Origin of the sequence: Streptosporangium sp. NPDC006013, assembly GCF_040614275.1 — a bacterium.
In the GTDB taxonomy this organism is placed as follows: Bacteria; Actinomycetota; Actinomycetes; order Streptosporangiales; family Streptosporangiaceae; genus Streptosporangium.
On record NZ_JBEXUE010000263.1, the window covers coordinates 1 to 14,227 of the forward strand.

Here is a 14,227-nt window from a genome sequence, read left to right on the forward strand (position 1 = left end):
ACCTGACATTCCTGCGCTACATCGAGCAGGTACTGCCCTCCCTGGGGGAGACCGACGTGCTGTTGTCGACGGCGCGCGGTGGCAGCAGGCCGGCCAGCCGGTGCGGCGGCCGAAGCAGGGCGATCTGCGGGTTGGCCCGATACAGATCTCCCCAGAGCGGGCGCAGCACCGTGTAGACGCGGTAGCGATGGAACCACTCCAGCAGGGCGGGCACCCGCAGGAACGCCCCCCACGCCGGCATGGTGGCGCCCAGCGGGACGCATACGAACGCGACCAGGGCGAGCACGGCGTCCAGCGCGTGACCGAGCGGCCGGGCGTGGTCGTCCCCGAAGGCGGCCACGGCCGGCAGCAGTGCCTTGTTGACGTGGTACGCCAGGGCCGCGACCAGGCCGGCGAGGACCAGCTTCTGCCCGATTCCAGCGGAGACGTCGCCGCTCAGAGGGAGCATTCGTCTGGATCGCTGCATGATGAGCGAGGCGAGCAGCTCCGCCTCCCGTTCCTCGACGCCCGAGTAGGAGCCGCGGCTCAGAACCCTGTGCACCATCCCGGAGTCCAGGCTGGGCATGAGCAGCCGTACCTGCTCGGCGGCCGACAGGTCGGTCACATCGTGCCCGCACAGCAGATGGCTCAGCTCGTGGAGAATGATGTGTTCCTGGTGCGGTGGCGTGGTCACCTGCTCGTAGAAGATCAGATCGGCACCGTCGACGGCCACCCACAGCCCCATCACGCCGCGCCGGCTCCTCATGGGCTCCAGCCGGATGGTGCGGCTGCGCCTTCGCGCCACCGTGTCGCACAGCTTCCCGGCGTCGAACGGCATGGGCAGCGGGAGCTCGCTCAGTATCTCGTCACACCTGCGGCGCAGCCGCCTGAAACTCGCCTCTGAACGGGTCATCGTGATTCTTGAAAAAGGACGAGAGCGGACCGGCCACACCACCCGAGGGATGCTTTCCGCCCCCGGAGAACCACGGTCAGAATTCCAGAACGGCGACGTCCGCGGACTCTTCGAGCCCGCGGACCAATGTCTTCATCGACTGACCCACCCCCGTGAGTTCTCCATGTCCTATCCCGGCCGAGCCTAGCAGGCCGGAAATTGGGTCGTGGTCTCAGAATGTACCCAGCCAGCGCAGTTCAGGCCATATCCGCGACCACGGTTCACGGGGGTCACGGCACACCAGGATCTCCTTACCCTGCTCGAAATGGGGAAACTCGAAATCGAGCGTGCTACCGAGCTCGCACCGCCCGAACAGCCTGGAGAACGAGGCACGGTCCACACCGACGGCTATGACAACCGTTTTATCGTCCGCCGGACGACCGAAATCAGCATAGGAATTGTTGCCGCTGTACTCCCGCGGCAGTCCGTAACCGGGGCCGTACAGCGCGACGGCACCCGCCTCGCCGTAGTTGTGGCCGTAGACGACGGCCCGCGCCCGGTCGGCCTCCGGCAGCGACCGGTAGACCGCGGCCACCTGTCCCGCCAGGCCCTGCCAGCCCGTCTGGCCGAACTGCTCCTCGCCCAGCGCCGCCAGCACGGGATCGCGGGCGTACACGGCGGCGGGGAGCACCGGCATCACCATCACCATCGCCAGCAGCGCGTTCCCGGCCACCGCCAGCCCGACCCAGATCCGGCGCGGGATCGTCGCCGCCCAACCGGCGGCGCGGACGCATCCCGCCACCAGCAGCACGGTCAGCAGACCCTCGGTGTACCGGGGGGCGCCACCGGCCAGGAGCAGGACCACCACCATGACCAGGTAGGCCACGGCGAGCGAGCGGTAGGCGCGCCACTCGGGCCGGCGTAGCAGGGCCAGCAGTCCCACAACCCACACCGGGGTCAGGAACGGGCCGATCATCAGTATCTGTCCCACGAAGAAGTTGATCACGCTTCCGACCCCGAACGGCTCGGACAGGCTCCCGGCCATCGCGAACTGGGGCCAGCCGTTCAGCGCCTGCCAGACCAGGCCGGGCGCGGCGACCAGCGCGGCGACCCCGGCGCCGGCCGGCAGATACCCGCTGCGCAGCACCCGTCTGGGTCCCGTGACCAGCAGCCCCGCCGCGAGGCAGATCACCAGCAGCACCACGAGGTACTTCGCGAGCAGTCCGATCCCGACCACCGCGCCGGCGACCGGCCAGAGCCGCTCCTCGCCGGTACGGATGACACGGATCACCAGCCAGCACGCGGTCACCCAGACGAGGTGGTCCACGGCGGTGGGGTGGAGCACGTGCCCGGCGGCGAACGACGCCAGCGAGCCGGCCGTCGCGCACGCCGCGAGCAGCTGCGCCCGGCCGCCGCCACCGAGTTCGCGGGCGATGAGCCCGGCGACCAGCACGGCGACTCCGGCCAGCAGCGCCGGCACGACGCGGATCGCGACCAGGTTGTCGCCGAACAGCGCCATCTGCGCCCGGGCCAGCAGCGGGATCAGGGGCGGCTGGTCCACGTATCCCCAGTCGAGATGCCCCGCGGCCACCCGGAAGTAGAGTTCGTCGACGTAGTACCCCTGCCCTCCGGAAAGCAGCAGGAACACGGCGACCGCTCCGCCGGAGACAGCCGCGAGGGGTCCCCGGCGCACCGGCGGCATCGCCGCCCCGTTTTTTTCCGCGGATGGTTCTGGAATGGCCGTCACGGTCGACATTTAAGAGCACCTCTCATTCTCGATCCACGACCCGCCACGGCATGCCGGACATTCTCATCCGCAAAATAGGCGTTCCATATTGAACCATCATGCCGACAGTACAGCCGCTGGTGACAGCATGACGGGGGCATCGCAGACGGGCAACGACATTGAATCCTCGGGAAAATATGCAGCTCGCGTATTGAGCAACCAGGCGCTTGCGAACATTCTTTTCATGCATTATTTTTCCCTCAACACCCCTGTCGTTTCGTGTGATCGATAACCGCATTCCGCGGCGCCGGTCGACCGGCGGTCCACGAACGGTCACCCCCGGATTCGACAGGGATTTTTCGAATGCCGGAAAACAGATGTCCCCGGCTGCCCCACACTCCCGAACCACCCATGCGAGGTGAACGGAATGCAGGAAACCCGAACGGTGCCCGCCAGTTCAGAGCTGGACGTCGGCAATCTCACCCAGTTCGAGTATCTGGCCCTGAACAGCCCGCTGAACATCGCCGACGCGCACGCCCGCCAAGGGCTCACCGCGGGACAGGCCCGGATCATCGACGACCTGCCGAACCTGTTCCTCAAGGCCGCCGAACTCCCGGTCGAGGAGGTGGAGCGGGAAGCCCACCGCGCGTACTTCGGGCTACTCGGCCAGCACAGCTACCCGGGCGACGACGGCCGGGTGCTGGCCTGCTACTCCTCCTCCGTGGCCATGGAGATCCTCGCCCGCTCCCTGGCCGGCGCGATGAGCTCGGTCGCGCTGATCCACCCCACCTTCGACAACATCCCGGACATCCTCCGCGGTGTCGGGCTGGACCTGGTGCCGGTGGCCGAGGAACGGCTGGGGGAGGACGACCTCGACGACGTCCTGGGCTCGGTGGGCTGCGTCTTCGTCACCACACCGAACAACCCGACCGGCCGGGTGCTGTCCGAGGAGGGCCTGCGCAGGCTCGCCGGGCAGTGCGCGGAGCGCGACCTGGTCCTGGCGCTGGACACCTCGTTCCGCGGGTTCGACCCCGCCGGCCACTACGACCACTACCGGGTGCTGCGGGACAGCGGGTGCCGCTGGGTCGTCATCGAGGACACCGGCAAGCTGTGGCCGACGCTCGACCTCAAGGTCGGCTGGCTGGTGACGGCGGCCAACCTCGGCCTGCCGGTGGCCAAGATCTACTCCGACATCCTGCTGGGCGTGTCCCCGATGGTGCTCGCGCTGGTCCAGCGGTTCTCCGAGGACGCCGCGGACGGCGGCCTCGCCGACCTGCACCGCTTCGTGGCGGAGAACCGCGCCCTGGTGCGGGAAGGGCTGGCCGGGGTGCCGGGGATCCACTTCCCCGACCCGCACAGCAGGGCCAGCGTGGAACGGGTGAACGTCGGCGCGCGGTCGGCCCTGGACGTGTGGTCCAGCCTGCGGGACCACAACGTGTACGTGCTGCCCTGCCAGAAGTTCCACTGGGCGAACCCGCCCGAGGGGAACAGTACCCTCAGGATCGCCCTGGCCAGGTCCGCCGCTCCCCTCAGGGAGGCGACCCGGGCGCTGCGCTCCGTACTGCTCTCACGATGAGAACCGACGCGGGCGAGGCCGCGACGGTTCCGGCGGAGGCCGCGGGACCCCTGTCGCACGCGCGCTCCTGGCGGGCGGGGGTCGTGCAGTCGCTCCCCCCTCCCGGCGTGTTCGACCTGGGGCCGGGCTACCTCGAACCCGGCCTGCTCCCGGTCGACCTGCTGGGAGCCGCCTACGCGCGGGCACTGGAGGAGTACGGCTCGGCCGCGCTCGGCTACGGCGACGACCGGGGCGCGCTCGACCTCCGCGCCGCGCTGGCGGAACGGACCGCCCAGGCGGACGGCATCGCCTGCGGGCCCGGAAACGTGCTGGTCACCGCGGGCATCTCGCAGGCTCTTCAGCTGCTCGCCACCACCCTGGCGGATCCGGGGGATGTGGTCCTCGTCGAGGAGACCTGCTACGACCTGGGACGCCTGATCCTCACCGACTGCGGGATGCGGCTGCGCGAGGTGCGCTCGGACTCCGGGGGCATGGACCCGGACGCGTTGCGCGAGGCCCTGGCCGAGGAACGGGCCGCGTTCGTCTACCTGAACCCCACCTTCCACAACCCCACCGGCCGGGTCGTCCCCGTCGCGCGGCGACGTGAGTTGCTGTCCGTCGCGTCCCGCCACGGGACCCCGGTCGTGGAGGACGACGCCTACGCCGAACTGCATCTCGGCGAGGCCCCCGCTCCCCCCTCCATGGCGGGGCTCGCGAGCTACCACGGGGTGATCCGGCTGCGCACCTTCTCCAAGACGCTCGCCCCCGGGCTGCGCCTGGGCTGGCTGCTCGCCGGGCCCGAGACCGTCGACCGGCTCGCCGGTCACGGGCTGTTCCGCAGCGGCGGCTGCCTGAACCACACCGCCGCGCTCGCGGTGGCCGCCCTGGTGCGCGCCGGCGACTACGACCGTCACCTGGACTGGCTGCGAGCCAGGTTGCGGGAGAGGCGTGACACGCTCGTCGACACCCTGCTGGCCAACCTGGACGACGGTTTCGAACTCGACCGGCCGGACGGCGGTTTCTTCGTCTGGCTCCGCGCCCGCCACCGGCAGCGCGAGCCCGACCTGCTCGGCGCGGCGAGCGGTGCCGGGGTCGAGGTGGCCGCGGGCTCCCGCTTCGGCGGCACGGCGCGGCCGGCCATCCGGCTGGCCTACAGCTTCAACTCCCCCTCGCGGCTGGCCTTCGCCGCCCGGCGGCTGGCCACGGCCTGGAACGCGTTACCGGCGCACACGGATCGGACCTGACGCATGCGATCGATCGAGACGACCACCCCCTCCACTCCGATGGCGGGTCCGCACGGCTACACCCTGCCGCTCTCCCCCTCCGGGGGCTCGGCGATGGTCACCCCGCCGCCCTGGCACTTCTCCGGCGACGTCATCATGGTCGACTACCGCGTGGACCCGGCCGCGGCCGCGCGGTTCCTGCCGCCCGAGCTGGAGCCGGGGCCCGACCCCGGCGAGGCCGCCGCGATCTTCGCCGAATGGCAGTGGTGCTCGGAGTCCGGGGCCGAACTGGCCGACCCGGCGCGATGCCGGTTCGCCGAGTTCCTGATCCTGATCTCCTGCCGGTACCGGGGGCGGCATCTCGCGCGATGCCCGTACGCCTGGGTGGACAGCCCGGTCCCGCTGATGCGCGGCTGGATCCAGGGCATGCCCAAGCAGTTCGGCACCGTCCACCAGATCCGGCCGGTGGCGGTCGGCCGCGCGGGTCCCCGGCTGGCCGGTGGGGAACGGTTCGGCGGGGTCCTGTCCGTGGACGGACGGCGTACCGCCGAGGCGACCGTCACGCTGGACGGCCGGATCGACCGGCCGCCGCTTCTGCACACGGTCCCGCTGGTGCACACCCGGCTGTTCCCCTCCTGGGTGCCGTCGGAGGCGCCGCTGAACCGGCTCGTCGTCTCGGAGGTCACCGACATCGAGTTCTCCGACATCTGGGCGGGATCGGCCGACCTGCGCCTCCTCGACGTGCCGGACGCCGACCTGGCCGGCCTGGCCCCCGTCGAGGTGGGCAGGGGGTACGTGTTCTCCTACGCGGAGACGCTGCATCACGGCCGGCCGCTGACGGATGACGACAGGTGACGGCACCCCCGGGAAAACATCAGGATATTTCATCTAATGTTCCGCCCGGCGGACCTCGCAGCAACCGATCCACAAGAACAACAAACTGTCGTTGGCCCATATACACACTGCCACCCATCCCAGTTGACGCCCTGGTATCCTTCGACCTGCGACCCGGGCCTGCCCAGGCCGGTCCGCGCGGGAAGGACACATGCCAGACACCTCGCCGGCCGGCTCGCCGGACACACGGCGGACCCTCGCGGCGAAGCTGGACCATCTCTTCCACACGGTCCACCCGCGTGACGGCGGCGAGTACAGCTTCGAGGAGGTCGCCGAGGCGCTTCGCACGGCCGGCGGCCCGACCATATCGGCCACCTACATCTGGCAGCTGCGAAAAGGCATCCGCGACAACCCGACCAAACGGCATCTTGAAGCCCTGGCGGGATTCTTCGGTGTCCCTCCGGCCTACTTCTTCGACGAAACGGCAGCCGAGCGGATCGACGCCGAACTCGCGCTGCTGACCGCCATCCGGGACACGCACGTCCGGCAGCTCGCGCTGCGCGCGGCCGGTCTCTCCCCCAAGAGTCTGAACGCCATCACCGAGATGATCGAGCGGGTACGCGAGCTGGAAGGACTGCCCGACACCACGGGGAAGCCATGAGCACCCGCCGCGGCTCACCGGCCTGACCGATCTGCGGCTCGTCGACTCCCGGACCGTGCCGCTGCGCTACCGGCGCGCCGAGCAGGATCGGTGACGGCTCGGCCGGGACCGTCCCGAAGCCATGGTCTCGGAGCCTTCGCTCTGGAACCGTGGCTTCCATGGCCCGAACATCTGAGAAATCCCCCGACCCGCACACCACCCCCGATCGGCCTGCTACCGGATCCGCTCCCCCCTCGGGCCCGGCCACCTGCCTGCGAGCCGGGCGGCATCGCGGACGAACCCAGCGGTGAGGGGCTCCGGGCCCGGCAAGATGCGTGCCACGTTCACGGGGGCGCGAGCGTGGTTCGGAGCGGCCGGAGGTAGGTGGTCGCCGGCGGACCGCTCGCGCGTCGCCGACGTGCTCATCGCACTGGGCGTCTGGGCGGTGTACGTCGCCCTGGCCATCCTTCAGGGCAGGCTCTCCGCTCAGGGATTCCCGGTCCTGGCGTTCACCTTCTTCACCGTTTCGTCTGCGGCTCTGCTGTGGCGGCGGAGCCGGCCGATCACCGTGGTGGCCGTCACCGTGGCCTGCGACTGCGTGATCGTCGTGTCGACGGGCTGGCAGGGGTACGGTCTGCAGGCGATGCTGGCCCTGTACACGGTGGGCAGGCACGGCGAGGCCCGGCGCGCCTGGGCGGCGGCCGTGGCGGTGGGATTGTTCTACCCGGCGGTGGCGATGGCCGTCCAGCTCGCCACCGGAGCCGAACGCCAGGATTCCGGCTCTGTGGGACTGCTCGTCCCGCTGCTGCTCGTCGGGGTGGGCAGGCTGGTGCGGCTGCGCCGGGAGACCGCCCTCAGGAGGCAGGCCGAGCTCGCCGAGGAGATCGTGCGGGCGGAGCGCCGTCACATCTCCCGGGAACTGCACGATGTGGTCGCCCACAACATCAGCACGATGCAGGTCCTCGTGGGAGCGGCACGCACGACCATGGCCCGCGATCCCGCCGGGGCCGAGGCCGCCCTGCTCAACGCCGAGCTCGCCGGGCGGGAGGCCATGGCGGAGATGCGGCAGTTGCTGCACGTGCTGCGCGCCGACCGGGTGAACGAGCCGGCCGGCCCGGAGATCACCCCCGTGGCGGGCGACTCCCCCACCCGTACCGGGACGGGCTCGCCCGCCCGCGGGGCCGCCGCCCTGCCCGCGCTGGTCGGCCGGGCTCGCGAGGCGGGACAGCCCGCGCTCCTGGAGGTGACCGGCGAGCCCGGCCGGCTGCCCGCCGCGGTCGACCACGCGGTCTACCGGATCGTCCAGGAGTCGTTGACCAACGCGCGCAAGCACGCCGGAAACGCCCCGGTGAGGGTCAGCATCGCTTACGAACCCGCTGCGGTCGAGGTGGAGGTGGTCGACGACGGGCCCGGTACGCCCTCTGGCGGCCGGAGGCACGAAGGCCACTTCGGGGGCGGTTTCGGGCTGGGCGGAATGGCCGAGCGTGTGGCACTCTGCGGTGGGTGGCTGGAGACGGGGCACCTGCGGGACGGGGGCTTCCGGGTCCATGCCCGGCTGCCCCTCCCGGTTCTGGGAACAAGCTGAGAGCCAACCGGCCGAGCATGGTCCGATCGGGCGGGAGGGGAAGAAGTGATCAAGATACTGGTCGTCGACGACCACGCGGTGGTGCGCTTCGGCTTCCGGATGATCCTGAACGCCCAGGACGACCTCTCCGTGGTGGGTGAGGCGGGCGACGGTGACGAGGCGCTCATCCTCGCCCGCGACCTGCTCCCCGACGTGGTGCTGATGGACCTGCACATGCCGGAGGCCGACGGCGTCACCGCCACCGGGCGGATCACCGCCGAGCTGCCCGGCGTGCGCGTGCTCGCGCTGAGCACCTTCGACCTGGACGAGTACGTCATCGAGGCGCTGCGGGCCGGGGCCTCGGGTTTCCTGCCCAAGGACGTCTCGCCCGAGGAGTTACTGGAGGGCGTGCGGGTGGTGCACCGCGGCGACTCGGTCGTCGCGCCGCGGCTGCTGACCCGGCTGATCGGCACGTTCGTCCGGGCCGTACGGCCCCGGCCCGCGACGATGCCGCCGGAGCTTGCCGGGCTGACCGACCGGGAGCGTGAGGTGCTGCTCCTCATCGCACGGGGGCAGTCGAACCTGGAGATCGCCGGGACGCTGGACGTGGCGGTTTCCACCGTGAAGAACCACGTGACCAGCCTGTTCGCCAAACTCGGCGTCCGCGACCGGGCCCAAGCGGTGGTCGTCGCCTACGAGGCGGGTTTCGTCACCCCGGGCACCGCCGGCTGATCTTTCCCCTTCCGGTTCCATGGGACCGTGCTCCCATACGGGGAGGCGGCCGGGGCTCGGCTCCCAGGGGGAAACCATTCCCGGCTACGAGGAGCCGGTCCCGATCGTGGGCAAGCCTGGAAGGCATGAACGCAGACCAGCGATCCATCACGCGCCGGGCCACGGCGGCGCTCGTCACGGCGGGCACCTGCGGGACGCTTCTCGCCTCGGTCCTCACCGCTCCGAACGCCACCGCCCGCGACCACGACACGCCCCGCCCGAACGCGGGCGGGTTCCGGCATCCGTGCGCTTCGGCGAAGACCCGCTGCGACGGGGAGATACGGGTACCGCTCGACTGGAACGACCCCGCTTCGGAGCGGATCACGGTGGCGTTCGCCTGGCTACCCAGAAAGGACGCCTCCCGCCCGGCGGCCGGGACCGTACTGGCCAATCCGGGCGGGCCGTCGCCGGCGCTCCCCGCGGTGCCGTCCCTGACCGAGGCACTGGGACCGGTGCTCGACCGGCACAACCTGCTGGTGGTCGAGCCGCGCGGTCTGGGGAAGTCCAGCCCCGTGCTCTGTCCGGGGCTCGACCTGGAACACCAGGAGACCGTCACCGCCTGTGCCACCCAGCTGGGTCCTCGCGGCCGGTTCTTCACCACCGACCAGGCCGTCACCGACATGAACGCCGTACGCGATGCCCTGGGCGTACCGAAAGTGATGTTCTACGGCATCTCGTACGGCACCTTGTTCGCCCAGGCGTACGCCACCCGGCACCCGGGCAGCGTCTCCGGGGTGCTGCTCGACAGCATTGTGGCCACCGGTCAGGACGGTTACCTGACCGGGCCGATCCGGACCCGCGCCGACCTGCTCGACGTGGCCTGTGCCCCCTCTCGCGCCTGTCGGCGGTTGCCGGGCGATCCCGCCGACGCCCTCGCCAAGCTGGTACGGCACCTGCGCACCCACCCCGATCCGGAACTGCGGCTTTCGTCGCTCGCGCACCTGACGAACAACCTCTATCTGCCGTTGGTCGGCCGCGAGGAGAGCGCGGCCGTCGCCGCCTATCTGGACGGCGATCCGCTCCCGCTGCGCCGGCTGGTGCGAGTGATCGACGCGGCCCCGGCCGCGCCGCCGCGCGGGGCGGAACTGGCGGGCCTGCTCTCCTACATGTGCGGTGACGCCGCCTTCCCCTTCGAGCGCGCCGCTCCGGCGGACGAGCGGCGGCGCCGGCTGGACCGCTACTACGACGAGAAGCGCCCCTTCAGGCCTTTCACCGTCACGGACCTGGGCGGATCCCTCCCGGGAAGACCGGTCCTCGGCATGCAGGACATCTGCGTCGGCTGGCCGACTCCTCGCGACAGCCCGCCCGTACCGCCGGGCGCGGAACACCCTCGGGTGCCGGTCCTGGCCCTGGGCGGGGACTTCGACTCGACCACCCCGGCGGAGGCGGCCGCGGTGACCCGGCGCTTCCCCGGTTCCACCTTTTCCCGGGTTCGCTTCGCCTCCCACAACCTCACCACGGGCCCCCAGGTGAACGGGTGCGTCCGCGATGCGATGCGCGCCTTCCTCACCGGCCCGGGCGCCTTCGACGACAAGCCCCGCTGCGACGAGGCGAACTACCGCGCCCTCGGTTCCTTCCCCGAGACCGTGGCGCAGGTGCCTCCGGCACGCGGCACCCGCCTGGCCGCCGGAGAGCGGCAGGTCCTCGCGGCCGCCTTCGCCACCGTCGCCGACGCGACGGCCAGGCGCAACCCCCTCAGGTCCCCGTACTGGCAGCCGGCCACGGAGGCGGGCCTGCGCGGCGGCCTGCTGACGTTCGACGACAAGGCGGCCACCGTCCGGCTGCGAGACGTCCGCTTCGTCGGCGACCTCACGGTGAACGGCGAGATCCGCCTGGGCGATGACGCCACGGCCCGGCTGACCGTCATCGACGGCGACGGCGGGTCCCACCCGGTGAGGCTCTCGTGGAAGGCCTTCCGCCCCAAGGATGACACCACCGTCTCCGGAACCTTCGCGGGGCACGGCTTCATCGCGACGATCCCCGCACACTGACGCCCCGAACTCACCGCCCCAGGCGGCGGCCCTGTGCCTGCTCACCCGGCCGGGACCGCCGCCCTCTCGATGGCTCAGAGGTCGCCGAGCCCCAGCTCGCGGGCGATCAGCATGCGCTGGACCTCGCTGGTGCCCTCGCCGATCTCCAGGATCTTGGCGTCGCGGTAGAAGCGGCCGACCGGATATTCGTTCATGAACCCGTAGCCGCCGAAGATCTGGGTGGCGTCGCGGGCGTTGTCCATGGCGGCGTCGCCGGCGACGAGCTTGGCGATGGCCGCCTCCTTCTTGAACGGCTCCCCCGCGAGCATCTTCTCCGCGGCGTGGTAGTAGGCCAGGCGGGCGGTGTGGGTGCGCACCTCCATATCGGCGATCTTGAACTGGATGGCCTGGTAGTGGCCGATGGGGTGGCCGAACGCCCGGCGCTCGCGGACGTAGCGCAGCGACTCGTCCACGCAGCCCTGGGCCAGCCCGGTGGAGAGCGCGGCGATGGCGATGCGGCCCTCGTCGAGGGTCTGCAGGAACTGCGCGTAGCCGCGCCCACGCTCACCGAGCAGGTTCCGCGCCGGGACCCTGCAGTCGTCGAAGGAGAGCCCGCGGGTGTCGGAGCAGTTCCAGCCCACCTTGGAGTACTTCTTGGCGACGGTGAGGCCCGGGGTGCCCGCCGGCACCAGGATCGTGGAGATCTCCTTCTTGCCGTCGGCCCGCTCGCCGGTGATCGCGGCCACACCGATGACGCCGGTGATGTCGGTGCCGGAGTTGGTGATGAACGCCTTCGTGCCGTTGATCACCCACTCGTCGCCGTCCAGCACCGCCGTGGTGCGCATGCCGCCCGGCACGTCGGAGCCGCCGCCCGGCTCGGTGAGACCGAAGGCGCCCAGCATCTCGCCCGACGTCAGCCGGGGCAGCCACTCGGCGCGCTGCTCGGCCGTGCCGAACCGGTAGATCGGCATGGCGCCCAGCGACACCGCGGCCTCGACGGTGATCGACACGCTGGAGTCGACCCTGGCCAGTTCCTCCAGGGCCAGGCAGAGCGCGAAGTAGTCGCCGCCCATGCCGCCGTACTCCTCGGAGATCGGCAGCCCGAACAGGCCCATCGCGCCCATCTGCCGCACGATGTCGTAGGGGAACTCCTCGCGCTCGTAGAGGTCACCGATCACCGGGGCCACCACGTCGCGGGCGAACGCCTCGACGGTCTTGCGCAGCTCCTCGTACTCGCCGGTCAGCTTGGGCATGGTCACTCCTTCTCCACGGGGGTGCGGGACGGGCTCCCGGCCAGGGCCTGGACGACCCGCGACGGGCTGGGGCGGCCGAGCCTTCCGGCCAGCCAGGTGCTGGTCTCCACCAGCGACGGAAGATCAAGGCCGGTCTCGACGCCGAGACCGTGCAGCATCCAGACCAGGTCCTCGGTGGCGAGGTTGCCGGTGGCGCTCTCGGCGTACGGGCAGCCGCCGATGCCTCCGGTGGAGGCGTCGACCACCCTCACGCCCTCCCGCAGCGCGGTGAGCGTGTTGGCCAGGGCCTGGCCGTAGGTGTCGTGGAAGTGGACCGCGAGCCGGGAGGGGTCGCCGAAGGCCTCGATCAGCGCGGCGACGTGGCCGGCGGTGCCGACGCCGATGGTGTCGCCGAGCGACAGCTCGAAGCAGCCCAGGTCGAGCAGCCTGCGCCCGACGGAGACGACCTGGGCGATCGGCGTCGGGCCCTCCCAAGGGTCACCGAAGCACATCGACACGTACGCCCTGACCTTCAGGCCGTGCGCCAGCGCCCGTGCGACCACCGGCTCGAACATGTCGAACTGCGACTCCAGCGTCCGGTTGAGGTTCCGGCCCGCGAACGTCTCGGTGGCGCTCGCGAAGATCGCGATCTCCTGGACGCCGTGTTCGAGCGCGCGGTCCAGGCCGCGCTCGTTGGGCACGAGCACCGGGTAGCGCACACCGGGGACCCGCTCCATGACCGCCAGCAACTCCGAGGCGTCGGCGAGCTGGGGCACCCACTTGGGGTGCACGAAGCTGGTGGCCTCGATCACCTGGTGTCCCGCGGCGGCCAGCCGGGCGATGAACTCGGCCTTGACCCGGACGGGAACCACCGCCGCCTCGTTCTGCAGCCCGTCGCGCGGCCCGACCTCGTAGATCGTGACCCGCTCGGGCAGTCCCTCCGCCCCGATCCTCTGCGGCTCGCGCATCATGCTCCCTCGTCTCCCTGACGTTCCGGTACGGCGCGCATCACCGCTCCTGTCCGCCGACCACGGCCAGCACGGCGTCCATGCCGACCGCCTGGCCCGTCCGGACCCGCAGCTCGGCGACGACCCCGTCGATCGGCGCGGTCACGGTGTGCTCCATCTTCATCGCCTCCACGATGAGCAGCGGCTGCCCCTCGGTGACCCGGTCACCGGCGGCCACCTTCACCACCAGAACGGTGCCCGGCATCGGGCTGCGGACCAGACCGTCCCCCGGACCGCCCGCGCCCGCCCGGTCGCCTGGGTCGCCCAGGTGGCGGTGGGTGAACGCCCAGGCGTCGCCGTCGCGGCCGAGCCACACCGTGTCGCCGTCCCTGGCGACGGCGTAGCGTCTCGCGGTCTCACCAAGGGTGACGAGCAGGTCGTCGCCCTCGTCGGCCAGCAGCGCCGGTACCGTCTCGGCGCCGGCACCCGCGCCGTCGCCGGAGAGGCCGCCGGAGAGCAGGACCTCGGCGCCGGAGGCGGGCAGGCCGCGCACCCTGAGCTCGTGGACCCCGTCGCGGCTCTCCAGCCGGTAGACGGTCCACGCCGCCTCGCCCAGCCGCCAGCCGTCGGGGACGTCCCACGGGTCGGCGGACCCCGCGGGGACGTGCTCGCGGTGCAGGACCAGGGCCGCGGCGGTCAGCACGTCGTCGGGGACACCCGCACGGGAGACCAGCTCATCGAGGTGGCGCTCGACGAGGCCGGTGTCGAGGTCTCCCGCGACCACCGCGGGATGGCCGATCAGGGCATCGGGTACGTGCACGACAAGCCTCCGAAGCGCGGATTTGGCTCCACTTTAGGCCATGGGCTTGTAGTTGCAAGGTATTGGCATTAACG

At 71.2% G+C, this 14,227-nt stretch carries 12 protein-coding genes; 7 read left to right on the plus strand and 5 right to left on the minus strand.

The genetic code is table 11. The features are described from left to right. Nucleotides 1-16 precede the first annotated feature (16 nt). Nucleotides 17-892 (minus strand): DUF6545 domain-containing protein, encoded by an 876-nt coding sequence (locus tag ABZ260_RS31830; RefSeq protein WP_355625203.1) that lies wholly within the window; start codon nucleotides 890-892, stop codon nucleotides 17-19. Between the two features lie 211 nt (nucleotides 893-1,103). Then, on the minus strand, nucleotides 1,104-2,627 hold the full coding sequence (locus ABZ260_RS31835) for a glycosyltransferase family 39 protein (protein ID WP_355625205.1): 1,524 nt from the start codon (nucleotides 2,625-2,627) through the stop codon (nucleotides 1,104-1,106). A 397-nt stretch (nucleotides 2,628-3,024) separates the two neighbouring features. Here ABZ260_RS31835 and mppP point away from each other — a divergent pair, with 397 nt between their 5' ends. The 7 genes from mppP to ABZ260_RS31870 all read left to right on the plus strand — a co-directional run bounded on the left by mppP (nucleotide 3,025) and on the right by ABZ260_RS31870 (nucleotide 11,175). After that, entirely contained in the window at nucleotides 3,025-4,173 is a 1,149-nt protein-coding gene (mppP, locus tag ABZ260_RS31840; protein ID WP_355625207.1) for an enduracididine biosynthesis enzyme MppP, read from the plus strand. After that, complete coding sequence (locus ABZ260_RS31845) at nucleotides 4,170-5,396, plus strand: aminotransferase class I/II-fold pyridoxal phosphate-dependent enzyme (protein WP_355625209.1); 1,227 nt, start codon at nucleotides 4,170-4,172, stop codon at nucleotides 5,394-5,396. The genes mppP and ABZ260_RS31845 overlap by 4 nt, the downstream gene beginning before the upstream one ends. 3 nt (nucleotides 5,397-5,399) lie before the next feature. Then, a complete protein-coding gene (gene mppR, locus ABZ260_RS31850) occupies nucleotides 5,400-6,230 on the plus strand; it encodes an enduracididine biosynthesis enzyme MppR (RefSeq protein ID WP_355625211.1) in 831 nt (276 codons plus the stop codon). A gap of 190 nt (nucleotides 6,231-6,420) precedes the next feature. Next, nucleotides 6,421-6,870 (plus strand): helix-turn-helix domain-containing protein, encoded by a 450-nt coding sequence (locus tag ABZ260_RS31855; RefSeq protein WP_355625213.1) that lies wholly within the window; start codon nucleotides 6,421-6,423, stop codon nucleotides 6,868-6,870. 286 nt (nucleotides 6,871-7,156) lie between these two features. After that, nucleotides 7,157-8,434, plus strand: a complete 1,278-nt coding sequence (locus ABZ260_RS31860) for a histidine kinase (RefSeq protein WP_355625215.1) — start codon at nucleotides 7,157-7,159, stop codon at nucleotides 8,432-8,434. A gap of 45 nt (nucleotides 8,435-8,479) precedes the next feature. Further along, the gene (locus tag ABZ260_RS31865; protein ID WP_355625217.1) at nucleotides 8,480-9,145 is read left to right on the plus strand and encodes a response regulator transcription factor; all 666 of its coding nucleotides are present in this window, start codon (nucleotides 8,480-8,482) and stop codon (nucleotides 9,143-9,145) included. A 125-nt stretch (nucleotides 9,146-9,270) separates the two neighbouring features. After that, nucleotides 9,271-11,175, plus strand: a complete 1,905-nt coding sequence (locus tag ABZ260_RS31870) for an alpha/beta hydrolase (RefSeq protein WP_355625219.1) — start codon at nucleotides 9,271-9,273, stop codon at nucleotides 11,173-11,175. A gap of 74 nt (nucleotides 11,176-11,249) precedes the next feature. Here the strand turns inward: ABZ260_RS31870 and ABZ260_RS31875 are convergent, their stop codons facing one another. The 3 genes from ABZ260_RS31875 to ABZ260_RS31885 are packed head-to-tail and all read right to left on the minus strand — an operon-like array spanning nucleotide 11,250 to nucleotide 14,153. After that, nucleotides 11,250-12,413 carry an acyl-CoA dehydrogenase family protein gene (locus tag ABZ260_RS31875; protein ID WP_350916796.1) on the minus strand — a complete coding sequence of 388 codons (1,164 nt, stop codon included), beginning with the start codon at nucleotides 12,411-12,413 and terminating at the stop codon, nucleotides 11,250-11,252. Continuing rightward, a complete protein-coding gene (locus ABZ260_RS31880; protein ID WP_355625221.1) occupies nucleotides 12,410-13,357 on the minus strand; it encodes a hydroxymethylglutaryl-CoA lyase in 948 nt (315 codons plus the stop codon). Before ABZ260_RS31880 ends, ABZ260_RS31875 begins: the two co-directional genes overlap by 4 nt. Nucleotides 13,358-13,394: 37 nt before the next feature. Further along, on the minus strand, nucleotides 13,395-14,153 hold the full coding sequence (locus tag ABZ260_RS31885) for a biotin/lipoyl-containing protein (protein WP_355625223.1): 759 nt from the start codon (nucleotides 14,151-14,153) through the stop codon (nucleotides 13,395-13,397). Nucleotides 14,154-14,227 lie beyond the last annotated feature (74 nt).

Bases quoted from the DNA above. Each gene is read 5' to 3' on its own strand.
- ABZ260_RS31830 (WP_355625203.1), bottom strand. From the start codon at position 892: ATGACCCGTTCAGAGGCGAGTTTCAGGCGGCTGCGCCGCAGGTGTGAC.
- ABZ260_RS31835 (WP_355625205.1), bottom strand. From the start codon at position 2,627: ATGTCGACCGTGACGGCCATTCCAGAACCATCCGCGGAAAAAAACGGG.
- mppP (WP_355625207.1), top strand. From the start codon at position 3,025: ATGCAGGAAACCCGAACGGTGCCCGCCAGTTCAGAGCTGGACGTCGGC.
- ABZ260_RS31845 (WP_355625209.1), top strand. From the start codon at position 4,170: ATGAGAACCGACGCGGGCGAGGCCGCGACGGTTCCGGCGGAGGCCGCG.
- mppR (WP_355625211.1), top strand. From the start codon at position 5,400: ATGCGATCGATCGAGACGACCACCCCCTCCACTCCGATGGCGGGTCCG.
- ABZ260_RS31855 (WP_355625213.1), top strand. From the start codon at position 6,421: ATGCCAGACACCTCGCCGGCCGGCTCGCCGGACACACGGCGGACCCTC.
- ABZ260_RS31870 (WP_355625219.1), top strand. From the start codon at position 9,271: ATGAACGCAGACCAGCGATCCATCACGCGCCGGGCCACGGCGGCGCTC.
- ABZ260_RS31880 (WP_355625221.1), bottom strand. From the start codon at position 13,357: ATGATGCGCGAGCCGCAGAGGATCGGGGCGGAGGGACTGCCCGAGCGG.